Raw genomic sequence first — 19,015 nt, forward strand, 5'->3', positions numbered from 1 at the left:
GCGGATAGATGTTCAAACAAATCAGAGTTGAAGCTTGGGAATCGTGCAATGCAGATCAACACCGTCCTGCAGCGTCAATTGACAGGACAGCCGCGAGGTCTCCTCACGGTCCGTAGCCGCGCAGTCGAGCATGTCGTCCTCGTCTTCACTTGGCCCGGAAAACTTGTCCATGTCCGACTCGGCAAGGAAAACGTGGCACGTCGCGCACGAGAGCACCCCACCGCACTGTCCGACAATCCCACTAACTCCGTTTCTTACAGCGGTCTGCATCACGGAGTCGCCGGCAACACCGTCGATCACCTTCTCCGACCCGTCCGCCTGCGTGTAGAAAACCTTTGGCATGTGTGCCCCCCTACCAGGCGACCGGGAGAGACGTGATCGGCTGCACAAGATTGTCGAAATCGACAACGACGTCGCCCGCGAGTCGAATATCAGGCAAGCGCCGGAACAACTCGGCGATGCCGACCTGCATCTCCATTCGCGCAAGTGGCGCACCAAGGCAATGATGCAGGCCGTAGCTCAAAGTCAAATGCGGATTGTCTGCGCGGGTGACATCGAAACGCTCGCCATCCTCGACCGCGATCCCGTCATGGGCTGTCGCTGCAGGATCAACGAGAATCGCCTCGCCCTCAGCCACGAGCTGACCGTCGAGTTCGATGTCCTCGGTGGCAACAAACGGAACCAAACCGCCACTGCCGGCGATATCTTGACCGAGTTCGAATCGTCCGTGCCGCAGAATCTCCTCCACCGCTGTCGGCGCAACGCCGTCGACGTCCTCGAGTAGGACGGCGAGCTGGTCGGGATTATTCAGAAGCGAGTACACACCCGAGCAAATGAAGTTGGCGGTATTGTCGAAGCCGGCGACAATGAGAATCAATGCGATCGGCATAATTTCAGCGTCGGTAAGGCTGTCGTCTTTGTCTCGCGCGTTGGCCAAATCGCTGAGCAGATCCTCGCGCGGCTCACGACGACGCTCGTCGATCAAGGCCATCATGTACTGGATTAGCTCACCCATGTTGGTCATGACCTCTTCCTCGGGCATATTCGCCACCGCAAGAGTCGCGGAACTCCACTTTTGGAATTTCGACCGATCCTCCGGAGGGACTCCGAGAAGATTGCAGATCATCTGAATGGGCAACGCAACGGCGTAGTCGTCGACGAGGTTGGACGGTGAGCCCTTTGCTACCATCTCGTCGATAAGGGTGTTCGCGAATTCGACTGCCGAATCACGCATACCGCGAACACGTTTCGGCGAGATGGACTTCTGAACCAACCGACGGAGCTTACTGTGCTGGGGCGGATCCTCGAACTGAATGGTCGTCTTGAGGAAGTCCGGGAACTCCACGAAGTAGGGGACCTTACGTTCACCTGTGCGGAAAGGCTCACGCACGAACCGAGGATCGCTGAGCATGGCGCGGGCAGTGCTGTTGCGGTGGATGATCCAGACGTCACCGCCGATCGGCATCGTCACCTTGGTCATCGGTCGATCGGCTGCGATTGCCTTGTACCGGGCGGCAGCTTCGGTGGGCGGGACCGCGGCAAACGGATACGTAGTGTCCGCTACGGGTTCTTCAACGGTAGTCATGTCATCTCCAAAGAGGATGTGAGGCAGAGAGAGTCAAGAAGCCGGTACATGCGGCGGGGTGACGACCTGGGGTACGGCATCGGTGGTAACTGCCATGATCTCGTCGAACCGGTTTGCAACCGTTTCGATCGACAACTCGGGATCGGCAATACCAACCGTGTTGACAATTGCCATGCGATTCACTGCGCCGCCTGCCACGTTGAACACCTCACCGGTCACTGCAGTATCAGCGTGGACCAGATATGCACCGACAGGTGCCACCTGCTCAGCTCGAAGCGAAGTACGCATGTATTCAAGGACTTCGGGCGGCAGACCACCCGCTGCGGCCTCCGCCATTCGCGTACTCGCGCCGGGCGCAATAGCGTTGACCTTGATTCCGTGTTCAGCGCCTTCAAGTGCAAGATTTCGGGTCAGTCCGAACACAGCGCCCTTGGAGCTACCGTAATGGGTCATCATCGAGTTACCCAACATCGCCGCCGAGACAGTGTTGACGATTCTGCCGGAACCGGATTCGACGAGGTGCGGCCAGGCAGCACGCGCGAGCATGAGCGAGCCGAAGTAGTGAACGTCCAAGTGGCGCTGGTATTCTTCGTCCGCAACTTCGGTCCAGGAAGCGGTGCGCACTATTCCGGCATTGTTAATGACGGCGTCGAGTCGTCCAAAGTTGGAGACTGCCGCCGCGACCAACGCGCGTGCTCCTTCATCGGTGGATACGTCGGCAGTGCAGGCTACGGCGCGTCCCCCGGTAGCAGCGATTTCAGCAGCCACATCAGCAGCGGGGTTGTCGCCGTCAACTCCCGACCCGTCGGTTCGGGCACCAAGATCACCGACCACCACGCTTGCACCCCGTGCTCCGAGCAGCAATGCATACTCTCGCCCGATTCCGCGCCCGGCTCCGGTGATGACAACAACACGATCGTCGAAACGTAACTCGCTCATACTCTTTCCTCTTCCAGGGCTATGCGGTGCAGGATCAATCGTGTCTGGCAGATCAGGGACGGGTGCCGCCGCCACTGTGATGGACTTCGGCCGACCAGATCGACGCGAGTGCTTCGCGCGCAGACTTCTCGAAATCGAACACCTCGACACCTACCGTGACAAAGAGAGTTGAGCGATCCGAACCGCCCAGCATGCAGGCAGACCCGACACCCCGCTCGAGAGGAATCGCGATCGCATCGGTGATCTCGCCGCCCTCCACGAAACGGCCGACGTATCCACTTCCCGGCATAGCCGCCCAGACGCCACCGTCGGAGTCCAGGCAAATACCGTCCGGAAGGAACGGGGCCGGTGCAAATTCGCGGGGGTTCGACAGCGTGCCGTCAGCCGCACGATCGATGACGAGAAGCCGGTTGGCAAATGCCTCTGCCGTGTACAGGCGAGTTCCATCCTCGGAGAGGGCAATTCCGTTGGCTCCCATGAGCGGACCGATCGAGTCGATTGCAGCGGCGGAGCCATCCATCTCGACCGAGATCAGCGGTGCCGCTACCGGCTCCGCACCGTTGAAGAGATCGAACCCGAGCTGCGTGACGTAGGCACGACCGTCTGCGTCGACCACCATGTCGTTGACAGGCCCCGGCGCGTGCGCGGACAGATCCGAGTACTCCTCCAAGGATTCGCCGTCGAACACCAGCACCAGCTTTTCATGCATGGACGTGACGATCATGCGTCCGTCGGGCAGCCAACCGAATCCTCCCAGCACGATAGGAACTGTGGTGTCAGCCGCCCGCGAGGTCGCGTCGACTACCGTGCGGACCTCACCGGTCGCGTCAACAGTCTTGATCGTCGACGTATACATGTCCGAGAACCACAGGGCGCCGTCGTGCCAGCGGGGGCACTCCGGCCACGAGAATCCCTTGGCAATCTCGTTCGCTTCGAGGATGCGTGCGCCTGCAACTGCGTCAGCAACGGCATTGGTCATGACTTTTCCTTCCGTGGCGGCGTCCATGCGCTCGCCGTAAACAACGAAACATGCTGCTATGCAAGGGATCCAAAGGCGAACCTTGGGCATGTGATGCCGTTCACACTACTTGGTATATGCGGATTGTCAACTAATTTCTTTGACGCCCGGTAACTTGGGACTCAAAATTGGATCCAGATTTGACCTGACGATACCCATTCGAGCACTACGCCGAAGCAATTCACAAGAACTATTCGGGGACGGCACACCCGACGCACAAGAAGAGCGTCGGCCCAACGGGATTACCCGTACTAATTTCCGGCGAACTGAGCGAGCCTTGGATAGCCGCCCGCCGAACCAACAGGAGGATCTACGATGACGCTGCAGAAATTGACGTGTGAAGTGTGTGACCGTTGCGTACTCGTCGAAAAGTTCAGCACTGCCCACACCACCATCCAGTGGGTCGACGACGCGAACGACTGCACGTTCATCGCGGAAGCGCACCGCCCCCTGGGAGACAACGACCGGGCCTGCCCGGCGTTGCGACGCAGCATCGACAACGCGGTGCGCTCACAGGAACTTACCGAGAGCCGGATCGAACTACCAAGTGTCAGTTAAGGTTCAGTCCAGTAGGAACTCACATCAGGGCGTGGCCTACGGGCCTGAACCGAGGAACGAGTTCGGGTTGACCGCGAGCGCCCTCGTCCACCGCCACGGCCAACCCGAACTCGATTGTCATTCAAGCTTCACAGGTCCCCAATCGCTCCTAACTCTCGTCGAGCACTCCGCGAAGCATCGTCCAGATATCACGACGAGCGGGTTCCGTGAACGAGAGCGACGTGAACGTCAGAAATCCGTGAAACAGTCCGTCGAAACGGTGATGCCGGACGGGCACGCCGGCCATCTCCAGCATCTGCGCGTACGTGTCCCCCGATGTGCAGGGCGGATCCAGCTCGGCGGTGACGATTACCGCCGGCGGTAGGCCGGCAAGAGTCTCTGCCCGCGTCGGAACCACACGCGGATCGTCGGTCCCGTGGGGAGCATACTGCTGCCAGTACCACTTCATCGCCGAGGTGGTGTTGTAGTGACCAGTGCCGTACAGCCGATACGATTCCGTCTCGAAATCATCATCTATCACCGGGTACATGAGAACCTGTGCCGCAATTGCCGGGCCACCTCGATCTCTCGCGGCAATAGATACCGTGGCTGCTAGATTTCCACCGGCGCTGTCGCCGGCGAGGACGATCTTGGACGGATCTGCGCCAAACTCGCCCGCGTTCTTCGCCACCCACTCCAAGGCTGCGTACACATCATCGTGCGCAGCCGGAGCCTGATGTTCGGGAGCAAGCCTGTAGTCGACCGCAACCACAACAGCGCCAACGCCTTCCGCCATCGAGCGACAGAATTCGTCATGACTGTCCAGGTCGCAGAATACAAAACCACCGCCGTGAGCGAACACTACAACCGGCAGATCTTGGCGATCTTCGTGCGGCCGGAACACCCTCAACGGCAAGTCTCCCCCGGGACCGTCGATGGTGAGATCGTCAACCGCAAGCATGTCGGGTAGAGCCTGCAGTGGAGCACGTCGACTACGGATCAGCTCACGCAATTCGACTGGTGGAAATTTTGTGACGTCCGGGAATCCGGATTCCAGCGCGGAAAGCATTGCCGCAACTTCGGGATGCACTGCCATGAATGATCTCCTGATCGTCTACGAATTCTGTTATCTGGGTGTGGAAATCGTCTGTTACGGGGCCACCGCACCATCCAGTTCAAATCCTTTGTATCCGGCCTCCGCAACCTCGCGCAAGATTTGCCCATAGACGCCGAAGCCGCCGATGTAGGGCATGAACACTCGGGGCTTGCCGGGAATATTGGCTCCCATGTACCACGAATTCGCTATGGGAAAGAGAGTTGCCGACGCTCGGTCGTTGCATTCCTCGACCCACGTCTCCACCGCCTCGGCGCTCGCTTCGATTGTTTCGGCACCGTGCTCGGCCATGTAATCCAGGCAGTTTGCAATCCAATTGACGTGTTGTTCAGCGGCGAGGACCATATTCGACAGCACACTCGGACTGCCAGGCCCGGTCACGATGAACATGTTCGGAAAGCCGTGCACACCCAGTCCGAGATATGTACGCGGTCCGGCGGACCATTCGCTGCCGAGCTGACGGCCCCCGCGCCCGCGAATGTCGATGCGATTCAACGATCCGGTCATCGCATCGAAACCGGTTGCGTAAACGATCATATCGAGTTCGAAGTCCTCGGCGCTCGTCTTGATACCGTCGGCGGTAATGCGATCGATCGGTGCCTTGCGCAAGTCCACGAGCGAGACGTTGTCGCGATTGAACGTCTCGTAATACCCGTCATCGGTCACAATGCGCTTGGTACCGATCGGATGATCCTTCGGTGTCAGCGCCTCGGCAATCTCCGGATCGTGCACCAGTTCACGTATCTTCGCCTCCGCGAACCTACGCGCCGTGTCGTTGGCTTCGATGCTCGCGGTCTGATCAGGAAAGGCTTTACCGAAAAGGACTCCCCCACGCTTCCACCATTCCTCGTACACGCGGGTTCGCTCGGCGTCGTCGACCTCCATCGCGCGCTTGGGATACGGAGTGAATGGCGACCCACCACCGCTCATCCATGAAAGCCTTCGCCGCTCTGCGTAATTCGCCTTGCTTTCGTGCCTTGCCTCCGGAGCCAACGGATGGTTACCGGCTGGGATCGAGTAGTTGGCGCTACGCTGGAAGACGTACACATGTTCCGCAGACTCCGCGATCAGCGGTATCGATTGAATACCCGACGAGCCGGTTCCGATGACGCCAACGCGTTTGCCTCCGAAGTCAACTCCGTCGTGCGGCCACTGCCCGGTGTGGTACGACTCGCCTGTGTAATCGTCTCGCCCGGCTATATCAGGCAGATTCGCGGCCGACAGGCATCCCGTCGCGAAAATGCAAAATTTCGCTGACGCTTGATCGTTCCCTTCGGTGACGACATGCCATCTCGACGTGGATTCGTCGAACGTAGCCGAGGCGATTCGGGTATCGAACTGGAAGCTCCGATTCAGGTCGAACCGTTCCGCCACGTGTTCGAGATAGCTCAATATCTCCGGCTGGGTGGCGTAACGCTCACTCCACTCCCAATCCTGCTGAAGCTCTTCGGAGAACGAGTAGGAGTAGTCCAAGCTTTCGATGTCGCATCGCGCGCCAGGATAGCGGTTGTGATACCAGGTTCCACCAACGCCCGAAGCCGATTCGTATCCCTGAACCCTCAATCCCCGTTGCCGCAGGGTATGCACTGCGTACATCCCCGCTATACCCGCTCCGACAACTATTACGTCGACGTCGGCACTACTCTTGCCCACACTTTTACTGGTACTCACGATGCGACATCCCTCTCGAAATCCGTCGCCGATGTCCGACAACCGGAACACTTGCGTGCCGCCACGATAAGTTGCCCAACAGGCGATGAGAACCAGATCTCCCGTCCAGCGGTCGCCCCACAACAATGACCCTCGACCGGTGAGCTGCTTCACAAATCCACCACGCCGTGTCATGATTCCTAATAGGAATACCGAAGTACAAGGCTTTTGGTGGAGAAACAGCGGAACAGGAGCTAGCCCAATGACGATCCAGTCGACGATCGACCGCTCAACCCCGAGCGCCTTTCTCGATCGCGTTTCTCTTCTGCTCGACACCTTCGACGGGAGCGCAAACCTGACGCTGGCTCAGATTGTTCGCCGCACAGGATTGCCGCGTTCATCGGCACATCGCATGCTCGAGCATCTCGTCCAACTGCGATGGCTACAGCGTGACGGTCACGACTACACGCTGGGCTTGCGTCTGATGGAACTCGGATCATTGGCGGTGCGACAGGACCGACTGCACTCGGCCATCATTCCGCACCTACACGAACTGCATCGTGCCACCGGACTCGCGGTTCAACTTGCAGCCCTCGACGGCGACGAACTCGTATTTCACGAGTACGTCGGCGGCCGACTTGCCGGCGCTGTCCCGAATCGCGTCGGCTCACGCGACAAAGCAGACCGGGTTGCACTCGGCAGGATCTTGCTGGCGTACAACGGAGCATCAGGAGCGTCGTACGACCGACTTCGTGAAACCGGTATCGCATGTGAGCGGCATACACCGATCGAAGGATTCGGCTCGATCGCCGCCCCAATCGGGCCAATTGGGTCGGCATCAACGGCACTATCGCTCTCCGGACCGAGTCACCAACTCCCCTTGAATCCACCAGATCCACGGCTGACGGAAATCCTGGTCAGTACCGCTACCGCAGTCTGGCGTCGCGTCAACAACCATGTTGTTCCAACAATGCAGCGCAGCAAGACCTTACGGTCAACTCCGCACGGATCAACGGCTCGCTGATCCCATCTGCATCGCAACTGTTCAGGGAAGTTCAGTCAGACAGGGGCTTCCGGACTTCATCGTCAACAGACTTCCATATTCCCGGATCGACCGGAGTCGGTAGGCCGAGTTCGTCGACACGACTCTGCGCGAACAGTTCGGCAGCTTCGTCAATTTCTTCGAGTAAATCATAAGCCAGGTCGATCTCGGCTTGGAAGTGGCGTGCCGCCCAGCGGAGACTCATCTTCGAAAACGCCCATCCCGGTTCACCTTCCGAATGATCGGCATGCTGGGTTGCTTTAGCCATCTTTTCTTCGACGTTCGCGATGTGATTGCAGACGATCGCCTTCAAGTGATCCGGATCGTTCAGATGCCCCATCCACAAACGCAACATGACACCGTGCTTCAGTACCGGAAACTCAACGGGCGACTCCCGCGACCATATCCGGACGGCGTCGACTCCGGACTGCGTTATTCCATAGACGCGGCGGGTGCGTTCGCCCCATTCGGAGATCTCTCGCGATTGAACGAAGCCAACTGTCTCGAGTTTCTTCAACTCTGTGTAGACCTGACTGAGCGACGGACTCCAGTAATAAAACCCCACGCTCCAATCTGCCCACTTCTTCAGATCGGTGCCGCTCAATTCTTCACCGAACGTGAGCATTCCCAGCACTGCCCAACTCGTCGCGGGCAAAGCCGGTAAGGATGCGTCATTGAGATCGGGCACGGACCAAGACTAACAACGACATGCATTCACAGCCTAAGGCTGTCCCCGCTGAATGGAACACCCACTTTTCCTCCCGACTGACGGGAATGCCAGCTCCGGTGACATCCGTGAAACCCCAGAATTGCTTCTGCACATCACGTGCCGACAGTCACCGAGGGAGACGAATGTCCCTACCACACATACCTACTGACGATGCTCTACACATGATTCAAAGCGATCGTCGCGAACCCGGCAACGAAGCGCGACCGGATGCCGCGCAGTTCAGATATACACTCGGAAACTTCTGCAGCGGAGTCACCGTGATCACCGGCCTGTCCTCGGACGGGCACCCGATCGGCTTCGCCTGCCAATCATTCACTTCGTTGTCGATCGACCCGCCGCAGATACTCGTATGCCCCGGCAAGACCTCGACGAGTTGGCCACGCATCGCCGCCACCGGCCGCTTCACAGCAAACGTCCTCGCACACGACCAACAAGCTGTGTGCGTTGCGTTCGGGTCATCCACCGGCACCAAATTCGAATCTGCACCGTGGACGACCCGACACGGGGCCGTTCTGATAGCGAACGCACTTGCTTGGATCGACTGCGACATCGAGACGGTCCACGACGGCGGCGACCACCACATCGTTGTCGGTGCAGTTCGTGAGCTCCGCGTCGAGCGAGAGAACGAGTCGCCCCTGGTTTTCTTCCGAGGCAGCTACGGCCTCTGAAGCAGTCCCGAACAGAGCATTTCGGCAAAAGTAGCCGTAACTCCGATCAGACCTCCGCCGACTACCCGGACAGCAAATATGCAGCCACGCATCGATGCACCGGATTTTCCCGCGAGGTGGGTCAGTCGTTTGCGAAGACCAACCCACCGTCGTTAGGGTGACGACCATCACAGCATTGAGGTCAAGGTCAGGAGATCCGGTGAGAAGTACACGCAACGTAGACGATCTGGTATCTGTCGTCGATCGAATTTCGGTCATCCTCGAATCGTTCAAAGGGGCAGGCCCTCTGACGCTTTCACAGATAACCCACAAGACCGGAATTCCTCGTTCGACCGCTCACCGACTTCTCGAGCAACTTGTAGAGGCGCAATGGGTTGCGCGAGAAGAGCACCGGTACGAATTCGGCACCAGATCATACGAAGTCGGACAATGGGCACTCAATCAGAACCGACTCCGTCATGGTGCTCTTCCCGTATTGAACCGACTGGCTCGCTCTTCCGGACTCACGGTGCATCTTGCAGTCCTGAACAAGGGTGACGCTCTGTATCTGGATCGCATCCCCGGTCGGAAGCCCCTGTCGCTTCCGACCAAGGTGGGAGCCCGGATCCCAGCGCACCTGACCGGCGTAGGCAAAGCCATATTGGCCAATCTCGAACCCGAACGAATGCACGACGCGACGGCGGGTCCGCTTCGTCAGTCGACGCCTTACAGCATCACCTCGCACGAGCGGCTCCACGAGGAACTCGAACGCGTCCGCGATCACGGCGTGGCGATGGATCGTGAAGAATCAGTGCCGGGGATCGGCTGTGTTGCAACATCAATCGGCCCCCGGGACCACCACTACGGCAATCGGGCAGCGATCTCGGTCTGTGGGCCCATCGAAGACATGAAGATGAATCAGCTTGTCGGCACGGTTCGCATCGCAGCTCGAAACATCTGGGACGCGTGCGTTGCGAATGACCTCAAATCAGGGGACCATCGCGAAGCTTCGTAACCCTAGGTCTTTGCATCCATTGGCGCACAGTCTATTCCTCCACGAATCGTGGCCGGCAGAAGTCGAACGATCTGCCGGCCACGCATCTTTCGTTGCAGCGCACACGCACTCCTACAATCAGTACCGGGCAGACGAGTGGAAGCCGGGAGTGGCGTCGACCCTTAACCGAGTCAACGACCGATAACTGATAAGCCACCGACCGCCTTCCTGGCGGTACTCCTCATGGTAATGACCGTACCCGTGCAAATGCTCTTCATGATCTCCGTTCGTCCACCACAGTTTGTCCTCCATCGCCCAGACACCGCGCGCAGTAGTGTTCGACGTCAATTCGATCTCTGGCGTATGCCCGTGATGAACTGATGCGATCTTGGTGGCGCCATCGAGCAGCGCACTGATCGTGCGCGCCAATCGTTCGTTACCCACAACGCGATTCGCAACACCGTCAGTCTGCGGCTGCCTGTCGATGGGCGCGCCTCCCCACGTCTCCGAGACAACGTCTTCAGTATGTAGAGTCGGATATATTTCCCATTGCTTGTTGTCCATGCAACGTAATCGGGCAGCAAAAGTATTCTTGATACTTTCGATGGCCAGGAGTTGTTCGCCCACGGTCAAAGTGATTTCGTTTCCCATCTCGCAAGGGTGCCAGCGCGCCTGCCTGCGGACAACGGCTTGTTCCGATGAACGGACAACTCACCACGGTGAAATGCTGTGCGACGGCGGCGGCAATCTGCGGCCCAGTTGCCGACTCGAAACGATAACCCACCAATGGGATTCACCCTGGCGAACACCCTCGAGAAGGTATTGCGTAGAGATTCAACATATTTGCAGTGAGGATACCGAACATGCAGAACGAGACAGTGGAATGCGACGTGCTGGTCGTGGGTTCCGGCGGCGGAGCGCTTACCGGAGCGTATACCGCTGCAGCACAGGGCTTGAAGACCATCGTTGTTGAGAAGACAGCTAGATTCGGCGGTACCTCCGCCTACTCGGGCGCAGCAATCTGGCTTGCTGGAACGTCTGTTCAGGAACGCGCCGGAATCGGTGATTCCCCCGAAAAGGCTCGCACCTATCTTCGCGCCCTCCTCGGAGACGACGAACTAGAACGCCAGGAGGCGTTTGTCGACACAGCCTCGAGGGTTGTCGAATTCCTGGAGAAGGATCCGAACATAGAGTTCGAGTGGCGGCCCTTTCCCGATTACTACAAGCGCCCTGGTCGTATGGACTCCGGTCGAGCAATCAATCCGATCGATCTGCCCAGCAGCGACATTGGAGAGCTCCGCCATCTGGTACGGCCGGAGCCCGGTGTCGACCGCGCCGGCGGGTCGCAGCCCGAGGAGACCTTGGTAGGCGGACGCGCTTTGATCGGCCGACTATTGCTTGCACTCGAGGCAACCGGACATGCGGATCTACGCAGCAACACCGCTGCCCAAAAGCTGATCGTCGATGATGGGCGCGTAGTCGGAATCGAAGCCACTGCCCCTGACGGCGCCATCATCCACATCAGAGCCAAACACGGTGTGCTGCTTGCCGCAGGTGGAATCGAAGGCAGCGACGAGATACGAGCAGCGCACAGCACTCCCGGGCGAGCACAGTGGAGCATGGGTCCACGCGGGGCCAATACCGGCGACCTCTTGACTGCTGCGGTCGCACTCGGCGCCGACACCGATCTGCTGGACGAGGCCTGGTGGTGCCCGGGTATCGAACTCCCCGATGGTAGAGGAGCTTTCCTGGTCGGTATCCGCGGCGGAATCGTTGTCGACGCGCATGGTGACCGCTACCTCAACGAGTCACTTCCCTACGATCAATTCGGCCGCGCGATGATCGCCCAGAACAAGTCGATACAGGCGATTCCGTCCTATTTGGTGTTCGATTCGAGAGAAGGGGAAGGCGTCCTTCCCGCGATTTCGGTTCCGTCCGTCAGTGCGGCCGATCACTTAGCCGCTGAAACCTGGGTACGAGCAGACACCATCGAAGCCCTCGCAGCAGCGATCAATGTGCCTGCAGCGAATCTGACTACAACCGTTGAGCGGTTCAATGACTTCGCAAAGCATGGAGTCGACGAAGACTTTGCGCGCGGCGAAGATCCGTACGACCTGTTCTTCTGCCCGCCGTCGAATTCGGGCGGCTCCCCCAACCCTGCGCTGCATGGGATTTCACAAGGACCGTTCTACGCCGCACGGATCGTTCTCAGCGATCTCGGCACAAAGGGCGGCCTCCGGACGGACGCCGACGCGCGTGTTCTTCGACCGGATGGCTCCGCCATCGACGGCCTCTACGCGGCTGGCAATACGGCAGCATCCCTGACCGGTCGACACTACCCCGGGCCCGGTATCCCACTCGGAACGGCAATGGTGTTTTCCTATCGGGCAATCGAACACATGATGAAGTAATCCACTGTGCACGAACAATTTTCAAAGGAGCTAGTGTGATCGATCCTCAGTATTACGGACCGTGGGCAGTTATCGCGGGCGGTTCCGAAGGCGTAGGCGCGAGTTTTGCCGACGAGCTCAGTAAGATCGGCGTCAATCTCGTACTCATTGCCCGCAAGCCGGATCCTCTCGAAGAAACTGCAGCAAAAGCACGCGCCAACGGTGTCGAAGTACGCACTCTCGCACTCGATCTGCTTGTTCCGGACGCGCTCGACCAAATTCGTGTCCTCACCGACGACCTCGAGGTGGGCCTGCTCATCTTCAATGCCGGCGCAAACAGCTACGGGCATGAGTTTGTCACCGGCGACCTCGACGGATTCCGGGGCATCATCGAACTGAATGTCAACAAGCAGCTCGAACTCTCGCATCATTTCGGCGGATTGATGAAAGATCGCGGACGCGGTGGCATCCTGCTGCTCGGTTCACTGTCGGGCTACATCGGCTCCGAGCAGTTGGGCATCTACGCCGCATCCAAGGCCTTCGGACGAATCTTCGCCGAAAGCCTGTGGCTTGAATTGGCTCCCTATGGCGTGCATGTTCTCGAGTTGATCCTCGGACTCACGAGGACCCCGGCGATGGTTCGCGCTGGACTGAATTTCGATCTGCCCGGAATGAAGGCCTCCGAGCCAGAAGATGTTGCGCGCGAGGGGCTAGAGCACCTCGCGGACGGTCCGATCTGGATTACAACAGGCAATCAGGAGTCGGCCGAGCGACAGAGCGGGTTCCCCCGTAACACTCTGGTCAAGGGTGCTGCCGATGCGATGCGCGCTCTGCTGAATCGCTCCTGATCCGCGCATACTCCACAGGGTGCACTCGCAGATCGTGAGTACACCCTGTGGGATTTGTCCGCGGACCGCATCGAGTCGCTCCGTCAGTGAAAATCAGTTGCTTACACCGGCTCCCAAAAGCGCACGAGCCTGCGGACTCCCGTCGAGAACGTGTCCGGTGCGGAGTTCGACCTGCCATACTCCGTCAACCTTGACCAGTTCCCAACGATTCGCGGTAATCCGAAGTACCTTGAATCCAGCTGGATTCTCGGGATCCTTGATCACAAGCTGTGAATGACAGGTCGCGACAGCGTTGTTGCCATCGATTCGAATATGCGCCGGCGTCATCATATGTGCGCTACCGTTCATGATCCAGTTCTGGTGAGCGGCACTGTGGACCATTGTGCGGATCTCGCCACGACCATGCATAGGACCGGAATCGACGTGATAGACGCCATTTTCGAGCCACATACCTGCAACCACGTCGGCAGAGCCACTATCCACGGCAGGACCGTACGTGGTGAGGAGTTCGGTGATCGCCAGCTTGTCCTCGAGAAGTTCCACACGGGCGCACAAGGATTCAATCAAATTGGTGGAGTCGTTCATATTCCGGCCCTTCGTATGAGAGATGTTTGAATCAGGAAGTAGTGAAATCGACACCCTCGGAGAGTGCAATACGGTGCAACTCGTTGACTTGATCGCAGTAGTGCCCGACGTCCGTTGCATGAATCGAACTACTCGCGATGGTTGCGCCGGCATCTCGCACTCCGGCCAGAGCGCGGGAGGTCGATTCGGAATCACCGAGTGGGTCGAGTGCTGCCCCAGTGGACAGGACGACATCGAAACCGTCGGGGAGCGTCGCCACTGCAAGCATCTCTTCGAGTTCGGACAGCTGCAGCCCGAACGGTACCCAGCCGTCGCCGTGCGTTGTCGCGCGGCGCAACGACCGCTTCGTCCGCCCACCGATCCACAGTGGCACACGCGGCTGCAGCGCGTGTGGTTCCACGACAAACCCCGTGTAACTGTAGAACTCGCCATGAAACTCTGGACACGGGACTGATAGTGAAACACGAAGCGCAGCAAGAGAATCGTCCGCTCGGGAACCTCGGCTTTCGAAGGGTGCGCCGATGAGTTCGAATTCCTCCTCTAGTGATCCGACCCCGAGCCCCAGAACCAGGCGACCGTTGCTGACTCGATCGAGTGTCCCGTACCGCTTCGCGATCTCGAGTGGATGGTGATACCCGAGAACAAGCACCTGAGTCGCAAGACGGATGTTATCCGTTCGTGCTGCCAAGAAACCCAGCGTGGCGAGTGGATCCCAGTACGTTCCACCGCGTTCCAATGCAATCGCTTCGGGTACGGCGATGTGCTCGCTGCACGTGAGATGATGAAATCCGAGCCGATCAGCCGTCTCCGCGATCTGCGCGACCTCGTTGATTCCGGCACTCGACTCCCAGCCGGCTCGAGTATTCGGATGCTGAATCAGAACTGGTGTAACGATTCCCAGGTGCATCGGACAGTCATATCCGACTACCTGGAGTCGACGGAATTCGAATGACCGTCAGGCGGGAGGACTTTCACTTCCAGCACCGAGGTTCTCTCTGATCGGGAGGAGCGATGGTGCGCATCCGACTATGGTGGCACCGTTGGGAATATGACGACTGAACTGAGCTACGAGGACACTCTGAAAGAGCTGCAGACCGATCTCGGTGTGCTCCGGTATCACGAGGCCGGCGACGGTCCGCCGCTGGTGCTGCTGCACGGATCAGGTCCCGGAGTCACCGGCTGGCGCAACTACCGCGGCGTTCTCGCGGACTTCGCCGAGCACTTCCACTGCTACGTTCTCGAGTTCCCCGGCTTCGGCGTCAGCGACCCGGGCGACGGCCACCCGATGATGATGGCTCAGGCTTCGGTCAGCGCGTTCCTCGACGGACTCGGCCTCGGTCCCGTCCACCTGATCGGCAACTCCATGGGCGGCATCGTCGCCACCAAGGTCGCGATCGACGAACCGCACCGCGTCAGCAAGCTCGTCACCATCGGCGGCATGGGCAAGAACACCTTCTCGCCCGGCCCCGGTGAAGGCATCAAGCTCCTCATGGAATTCACCGACAACCCCACCCGCGAAGCCCTGATCCGTTGGCTGCAGTCGATGGTCTTCGACCCGGCAGTTGTCACCGAGCAGCTCATCGAAGAGCGTTGGGCGCTCGCCACCGAGCCGACGACCCTCGAGATCGCACGCCGGATGTACAGCAGCAAAGCCATGGCCGCTATGGGCGCCGCCGCTGCTGCGTCGACGGATGTGCCGTACTGGGCACAGTTGAACAAGATCAAGGCCCCGACACTGCTCACCTGGGGTCGCGATGACCGCGTCAGCCCCGTCGACATGGCGATTCTGCCGATGCGCGACATTCCCAACGGTGAAGTGCACATCTTCCCCAGGTGCGGTCACTGGACGATGATCGAGGCCCGCGACGCCTGGGTCTCGGCCGTTCTGGCATTCCTTACCCGTGCAGAAGCCGATCAATAGAGAAAAGTCAGGCGCTGATCTTGCGCTTCGACGCCAAGGTACGTTCCAGGAACGCGATACTCAGATCAACGATCGTGCGCCCTTCGCGCAGCGCCTTGCCGATCACCGGGAAGGCATGGATCTGCCCACTCCAGATGTGGGTTTCGACGGTTTGCTCTGCCTTGATGAAGTTTTCGGTCATTATTTCGACGTCCGGGCGCATCAGTTCGTACTCGGCGCACACCAGAAACGAGGGCGCAAGCAACTTCGGATCGGCGTTGATCGGTGACTGCTCGCCGACAATGTTGTCCGGTCCGTTCAACCATCGATCCTTGAGTTTCTCGACCTGCGACATCGGCAGGTACGCATCGCGTTTCATGAAATCAGGATCGTGCTCTTCGAGGTCTACGTTGAGGAGCGGCGAGTACCCGACAACGGCGGCCGGGCGTGTGATTCCGCGCAGCGCTGCTATCTCGGCGACCTTCATTGCCAGGTAGCCGCCTGCCGAATCACCGGCAACCACAATCTTGTTCGGGTCTTCCGCGGTCTCGAGAAGTGCCGTGTACGCGGCCATGGCGTCAACCACGGACGTGCCGATCGACCCTTCGGGCAATTGCCGGTACCGAACGGAGATCACCGGGACGCCGGCTTTGGCGGACAGGAGGCCACACAGTGCTCGGTGGGTGGCAAGTCCGCAGAAGATGAATCCACCGCCGTGGAAGTAGAGAATGGTGGCTCCCTCGAGCGCGCCGGTAGCGCGGCGCGGGTGCGTGACCTTCTCGCAGGAAACCCCGCCCATCGTCAGCGGTTCGATGTCGAGATTCTTGGGCTTGGGCAGGCGGTCGGCAAGTGCGTCGAGCTTTTCGAGTTGCCGGATCCCGCGGTCACTGGTCGGCCAGTAGGTGAATGCGGGCTTCACAAATGTCCTGGTCACAGCAAAGATGAACCGTGCGCGCGGGCTCACGTTCCAGTGCCATACCGTCGAATCTCGCGTCCGCATAGCGTCCTCCCAGGTCAAGGCATTTTGTGTATCCGAGTTACACATACCTTGACTGAACGATAACCGACGCAATTTCGACAGGACAGGCTGGCGCCCGAACTCAGTATCCGAGTTCTTCGAGCCGTCGCAGAATTTCCTCCACTATCTCGACTGGACTACCACCGACGTCGATGATGATCGCCTGTTCATCCGGGTCGATCGGCTCGAGCGTGGAGATCTGCGAGTCCAGCAGTGACGGCGGCATGTAGTGGTCGAGGCGCGCAGTCAGCCGCTGGCCGATCTGATCGCGCGAACCGGCAAGATGAACGAACACGACGTTCTCACCCCGCAGTATGTCGCGGTAACTGCGTTTGAGTGCCGAGCACGTGACGATGCCCGGCTGCCCTGCATCGGTATGTTGCGTGATCCACTGCGCGATCTTGTCCAACCACGGCCAACGGTCGTCGTCGTTCAACGGATGCCCGGTAGCCATCTTCTCGATGTTGGCCTGCGGGTGCAGATCGTCGCCCTCTTGGAGATCCCAGCCCATCGCGCCGGCAATCATTCCGCCGACAGTCGATTTGCCGGAGCCCGATACACCCATCACGACAAGCACGGGATTCTTCTGTGCTGCTTTCTCAGTCATGCCCAACCCCTAGATAATTGCGCTCAGGACAAGGACACCGGCAAGTCCGGACACCGAGATAATGCACTCCATCACCGTCCACGTCTTGAGGTTCTGCACAACGGTGACGCCGAGGTATTCCTTGACCAACCAGAATCCTGCGTCGTTGACGTGTGAAAGGAAGAGCGAACCCGCGCCGATTGCCAGCACCATCAACGAAACGTGAGTCGAAGAGAGCTCGGCGGCAACAGGAGCCAGGATCCCGGAGGCCGTGACTGTCGCCACGGTTGCCGAACCTGTTGCGACGCGGATCAATACAGCGACCAGCCACGCGAGGAAGAGCACCGGCAAGCTGCTGCCCTTGATCGCGTCGGCAATCACGTCAGCGATACCGGTGTCGATAAGCACCTGCTTGAAACCACCACCGGCGCCGACGATCAGCAGGATGCCGGCAATCGGCGGCAGTGAACTCTCGAGTGACTTCGAAATGGCCTTGCGATCCATTCCGCCGCCGCGTCCGAGCAGCACCATGCCGACCAGAACTGCGAGTCCCAAAGCAACAACCGGGGTTCCGAGGAAGTCCAGTACCGATTTGGGGAGCGATTCGGAATCAGGGGCGATGACCTCGGCCAGAGCTTTGCCGAGCATGAGCACCACGGGAAGCATGATCGAGGCAAGAGTGGCCGCAAAACTGGGGCGCTGCACCTTCTCCTCTTCGCCCCGATCCTCGCCTGTGACAAAGAGATCGGGAACTTTGACATCTACCCAGCGGGCAGCGATCTTGCCGAAGACCGGGCCGGCCAGGATCACCGTCGGGATGGCAACGAGTACACCAAGTGCCAATGTCAGACCGAGGTTGGCGTTCAACGCGGAAACGGCGACCAGCGGTCCGGGGTGCGGCGGAACCAAACCGTGCATCGCAGACAGACCCGCGAGGGTGGGAATCGCGATACGAATCAAGGACTGCCCGGACCGCCTGGCCACCAGAATGATGACGGGCATCAACAGGACGAGGCCGATCTCGAAGAACATCGGCAGACCGATGACGGCGCCAACCAGAGCCATCGTCCACGGCAGCGCCCGGTCACTTGATCGACTGACGAGGGTGTCCACTATTCGATCAGCACCGCCGGAGTCGGCCAGCAGTTTGCCGAACATGGCACCGAAGCCGATGAGAATGCCGACGCCGCCCATCGTCGAGCCGAACCCTGTCGCGAAGGCCGCAACGGACTCAGCCGATCCGAGCCCTGCAGCCAATCCGACGCCTACCGCTCCGATCGACAGAGCAAGGAAGGGGTGCAGATCGAGCCAGGTGATGAGCGCGATGATCACGGCGACGCCCGCAACGGCGGCGATGATCAGTCGAGCATCGCTTCCAGCCGGGACGACCTCGGCTGCCAGCAGTGCTGTGGTGTTCATAGGGACTCCAGTC

At 59.4% G+C, this 19,015-nt stretch carries 20 protein-coding genes; 7 read left to right on the top strand and 13 right to left on the bottom strand.

Annotated features, from left to right (window positions below; translation table 11 throughout):
* Positions 1 to 21 precede the first annotated feature (21 nt).
* The 4 genes from FEZ60_RS27360 to FEZ60_RS27375 are packed head-to-tail and all read right to left on the bottom strand — an operon-like array spanning position 22 to position 3,503.
* Positions 22 to 342, bottom strand: coding sequence for a 2Fe-2S iron-sulfur cluster-binding protein (locus FEZ60_RS27360; protein ID WP_045065245.1), 321 nt, complete (start codon positions 340 to 342; stop codon positions 22 to 24).
* A gap of 10 nt (positions 343 to 352) precedes the next feature.
* The gene (locus FEZ60_RS27365; protein WP_172937571.1) at positions 353 to 1,585 is read right to left on the bottom strand and encodes a cytochrome P450; all 1,233 of its coding nucleotides are present in this window, start codon (positions 1,583 to 1,585) and stop codon (positions 353 to 355) included.
* 33 nt (positions 1,586 to 1,618) lie between these two features.
* Positions 1,619 to 2,524: an SDR family NAD(P)-dependent oxidoreductase gene (locus FEZ60_RS27370; protein WP_045065249.1), complete on the bottom strand. Its 906-nt coding sequence runs from the start codon at positions 2,522 to 2,524 to the stop codon at positions 1,619 to 1,621.
* Between the two features lie 52 nt (positions 2,525 to 2,576).
* On the bottom strand, positions 2,577 to 3,503 hold the full coding sequence (locus tag FEZ60_RS27375) for an SMP-30/gluconolactonase/LRE family protein (protein ID WP_172937572.1): 927 nt from the start codon (positions 3,501 to 3,503) through the stop codon (positions 2,577 to 2,579).
* A 354-nt stretch (positions 3,504 to 3,857) separates the two neighbouring features.
* On the opposite strand from FEZ60_RS27375, the gene FEZ60_RS27380 reads away from it, so the two are divergent.
* Positions 3,858 to 4,100: a hypothetical protein gene (locus FEZ60_RS27380; protein WP_045065251.1), complete on the top strand. Its 243-nt coding sequence runs from the start codon at positions 3,858 to 3,860 to the stop codon at positions 4,098 to 4,100.
* A 148-nt stretch (positions 4,101 to 4,248) separates the two neighbouring features.
* On the opposite strand, the gene FEZ60_RS27385 is transcribed toward FEZ60_RS27380, so the two are convergent.
* Together FEZ60_RS27385 and FEZ60_RS27390 are read right to left on the bottom strand one after the other, a co-directional pair.
* Positions 4,249 to 5,175, bottom strand: coding sequence for an alpha/beta hydrolase (locus tag FEZ60_RS27385; RefSeq protein ID WP_172937573.1), 927 nt, complete (start codon positions 5,173 to 5,175; stop codon positions 4,249 to 4,251).
* A gap of 54 nt (positions 5,176 to 5,229) precedes the next feature.
* Positions 5,230 to 7,038 (bottom strand): NAD(P)/FAD-dependent oxidoreductase, encoded by a 1,809-nt coding sequence (locus FEZ60_RS27390; RefSeq protein WP_172937574.1) that lies wholly within the window; start codon positions 7,036 to 7,038, stop codon positions 5,230 to 5,232.
* A 67-nt stretch (positions 7,039 to 7,105) separates the two neighbouring features.
* Between FEZ60_RS27390 and FEZ60_RS27395 the strand changes: the two genes are divergently transcribed.
* Positions 7,106 to 7,867, top strand: a complete 762-nt coding sequence (locus FEZ60_RS27395; RefSeq protein WP_172937575.1) for a helix-turn-helix domain-containing protein — start codon at positions 7,106 to 7,108, stop codon at positions 7,865 to 7,867.
* Positions 7,868 to 7,898: 31 nt separating this feature from the next.
* Here FEZ60_RS27395 and FEZ60_RS27400 read toward each other — a convergent pair whose 3' ends face one another.
* Positions 7,899 to 8,510 carry a PadR family transcriptional regulator gene (locus FEZ60_RS27400; protein ID WP_172937598.1) on the bottom strand — a complete coding sequence of 204 codons (612 nt, stop codon included), beginning with the start codon at positions 8,508 to 8,510 and terminating at the stop codon, positions 7,899 to 7,901.
* A gap of 266 nt (positions 8,511 to 8,776) precedes the next feature.
* Between FEZ60_RS27400 and FEZ60_RS27405 the strand changes: the two genes are divergently transcribed.
* Both FEZ60_RS27405 and FEZ60_RS27410 read left to right on the top strand, forming a co-directional pair.
* Positions 8,777 to 9,283: a flavin reductase family protein gene (locus FEZ60_RS27405; protein ID WP_045065257.1), complete on the top strand. Its 507-nt coding sequence runs from the start codon at positions 8,777 to 8,779 to the stop codon at positions 9,281 to 9,283.
* A 199-nt stretch (positions 9,284 to 9,482) separates the two neighbouring features.
* Positions 9,483 to 10,277, top strand: coding sequence for an IclR family transcriptional regulator (locus FEZ60_RS27410; protein WP_045065259.1), 795 nt, complete (start codon positions 9,483 to 9,485; stop codon positions 10,275 to 10,277).
* 117 nt (positions 10,278 to 10,394) lie between these two features.
* On the opposite strand, the gene FEZ60_RS27415 is transcribed toward FEZ60_RS27410, so the two are convergent.
* Positions 10,395 to 10,907 (bottom strand): nuclear transport factor 2 family protein, encoded by a 513-nt coding sequence (locus FEZ60_RS27415; protein ID WP_045065263.1) that lies wholly within the window; start codon positions 10,905 to 10,907, stop codon positions 10,395 to 10,397.
* A gap of 212 nt (positions 10,908 to 11,119) precedes the next feature.
* Here FEZ60_RS27415 and FEZ60_RS27420 point away from each other — a divergent pair, with 212 nt between their 5' ends.
* Together FEZ60_RS27420 and FEZ60_RS27425 are read left to right on the top strand one after the other, a co-directional pair.
* Positions 11,120 to 12,667 carry an FAD-dependent oxidoreductase gene (locus tag FEZ60_RS27420; protein ID WP_045065266.1) on the top strand — a complete coding sequence of 516 codons (1,548 nt, stop codon included), beginning with the start codon at positions 11,120 to 11,122 and terminating at the stop codon, positions 12,665 to 12,667.
* Positions 12,668 to 12,702: 35 nt separating this feature from the next.
* Positions 12,703 to 13,494 (top strand): SDR family NAD(P)-dependent oxidoreductase, encoded by a 792-nt coding sequence (locus FEZ60_RS27425; RefSeq protein WP_172937576.1) that lies wholly within the window; start codon positions 12,703 to 12,705, stop codon positions 13,492 to 13,494.
* Between the two features lie 93 nt (positions 13,495 to 13,587).
* Here the strand turns inward: FEZ60_RS27425 and FEZ60_RS27430 are convergent, their stop codons facing one another.
* Together FEZ60_RS27430 and FEZ60_RS27435 are read right to left on the bottom strand one after the other, a co-directional pair.
* Positions 13,588 to 14,079, bottom strand: a complete 492-nt coding sequence (locus FEZ60_RS27430) for a nuclear transport factor 2 family protein (protein WP_045065271.1) — start codon at positions 14,077 to 14,079, stop codon at positions 13,588 to 13,590.
* A 31-nt stretch (positions 14,080 to 14,110) separates the two neighbouring features.
* Positions 14,111 to 14,986 carry an LLM class F420-dependent oxidoreductase gene (locus FEZ60_RS27435; RefSeq protein WP_172937577.1) on the bottom strand — a complete coding sequence of 292 codons (876 nt, stop codon included), beginning with the start codon at positions 14,984 to 14,986 and terminating at the stop codon, positions 14,111 to 14,113.
* A 141-nt stretch (positions 14,987 to 15,127) separates the two neighbouring features.
* Between FEZ60_RS27435 and FEZ60_RS27440 the strand changes: the two genes are divergently transcribed.
* On the top strand, positions 15,128 to 16,000 hold the full coding sequence (locus tag FEZ60_RS27440) for an alpha/beta fold hydrolase (protein ID WP_172937578.1): 873 nt from the start codon (positions 15,128 to 15,130) through the stop codon (positions 15,998 to 16,000).
* Between the two features lie 7 nt (positions 16,001 to 16,007).
* Here the strand turns inward: FEZ60_RS27440 and FEZ60_RS27445 are convergent, their stop codons facing one another.
* From FEZ60_RS27445 to FEZ60_RS27455, 3 genes are all read right to left on the bottom strand, one after another.
* Positions 16,008 to 16,979: an alpha/beta hydrolase gene (locus tag FEZ60_RS27445; protein WP_116102636.1), complete on the bottom strand. Its 972-nt coding sequence runs from the start codon at positions 16,977 to 16,979 to the stop codon at positions 16,008 to 16,010.
* Positions 16,980 to 17,079: 100 nt separating this feature from the next.
* Entirely contained in the window at positions 17,080 to 17,604 is a 525-nt protein-coding gene (locus FEZ60_RS27450; protein ID WP_033233474.1) for a gluconokinase, read from the bottom strand.
* A 9-nt stretch (positions 17,605 to 17,613) separates the two neighbouring features.
* Positions 17,614 to 19,002, bottom strand: a complete 1,389-nt coding sequence (locus tag FEZ60_RS27455; RefSeq protein WP_033233479.1) for a gluconate:H+ symporter — start codon at positions 19,000 to 19,002, stop codon at positions 17,614 to 17,616.
* Positions 19,003 to 19,015: the final 13 nt, after the last annotated feature.

This window comes from Rhodococcus sp. MS16, assembly GCF_013277795.1.
GTDB classification, from domain to species: Bacteria; Actinomycetota; Actinomycetes; order Mycobacteriales; family Mycobacteriaceae; genus Rhodococcus_F; species Rhodococcus_F globerula.

Bases quoted from the DNA above. Each gene is read 5' to 3' on its own strand.
- FEZ60_RS27360 (WP_045065245.1), bottom strand. From the start codon at position 342: ATGCCAAAGGTTTTCTACACGCAGGCGGACGGGTCGGAGAAGGTGATC.
- FEZ60_RS27365 (WP_172937571.1), bottom strand. From the start codon at position 1,585: ATGACTACCGTTGAAGAACCCGTAGCGGACACTACGTATCCGTTTGCC.
- FEZ60_RS27370 (WP_045065249.1), bottom strand. From the start codon at position 2,524: ATGAGCGAGTTACGTTTCGACGATCGTGTTGTTGTCATCACCGGAGCC.
- FEZ60_RS27375 (WP_172937572.1), bottom strand. From the start codon at position 3,503: ATGACCAATGCCGTTGCTGACGCAGTTGCAGGCGCACGCATCCTCGAA.
- FEZ60_RS27380 (WP_045065251.1), top strand. From the start codon at position 3,858: ATGACGCTGCAGAAATTGACGTGTGAAGTGTGTGACCGTTGCGTACTC.
- FEZ60_RS27385 (WP_172937573.1), bottom strand. From the start codon at position 5,175: ATGGCAGTGCATCCCGAAGTTGCGGCAATGCTTTCCGCGCTGGAATCC.
- FEZ60_RS27390 (WP_172937574.1), bottom strand. From the start codon at position 7,038: ATGACACGGCGTGGTGGATTTGTGAAGCAGCTCACCGGTCGAGGGTCA.
- FEZ60_RS27395 (WP_172937575.1), top strand. From the start codon at position 7,106: ATGACGATCCAGTCGACGATCGACCGCTCAACCCCGAGCGCCTTTCTC.
- FEZ60_RS27400 (WP_172937598.1), bottom strand. From the start codon at position 8,510: ATGCTCACGTTCGGTGAAGAATTGAGCGGCACCGATCTGAAGAAGTGG.
- FEZ60_RS27405 (WP_045065257.1), top strand. From the start codon at position 8,777: ATGATTCAAAGCGATCGTCGCGAACCCGGCAACGAAGCGCGACCGGAT.
- FEZ60_RS27415 (WP_045065263.1), bottom strand. From the start codon at position 10,907: ATGGGAAACGAAATCACTTTGACCGTGGGCGAACAACTCCTGGCCATC.
- FEZ60_RS27420 (WP_045065266.1), top strand. From the start codon at position 11,120: ATGCAGAACGAGACAGTGGAATGCGACGTGCTGGTCGTGGGTTCCGGC.
- FEZ60_RS27430 (WP_045065271.1), bottom strand. From the start codon at position 14,079: ATGAACGACTCCACCAATTTGATTGAATCCTTGTGCGCCCGTGTGGAA.
- FEZ60_RS27435 (WP_172937577.1), bottom strand. From the start codon at position 14,986: ATGCACCTGGGAATCGTTACACCAGTTCTGATTCAGCATCCGAATACT.
- FEZ60_RS27440 (WP_172937578.1), top strand. From the start codon at position 15,128: ATGACGACTGAACTGAGCTACGAGGACACTCTGAAAGAGCTGCAGACC.
- FEZ60_RS27445 (WP_116102636.1), bottom strand. From the start codon at position 16,979: ATGCGGACGCGAGATTCGACGGTATGGCACTGGAACGTGAGCCCGCGC.
- FEZ60_RS27450 (WP_033233474.1), bottom strand. From the start codon at position 17,604: ATGACTGAGAAAGCAGCACAGAAGAATCCCGTGCTTGTCGTGATGGGT.
- FEZ60_RS27455 (WP_033233479.1), bottom strand. From the start codon at position 19,002: ATGAACACCACAGCACTGCTGGCAGCCGAGGTCGTCCCGGCTGGAAGC.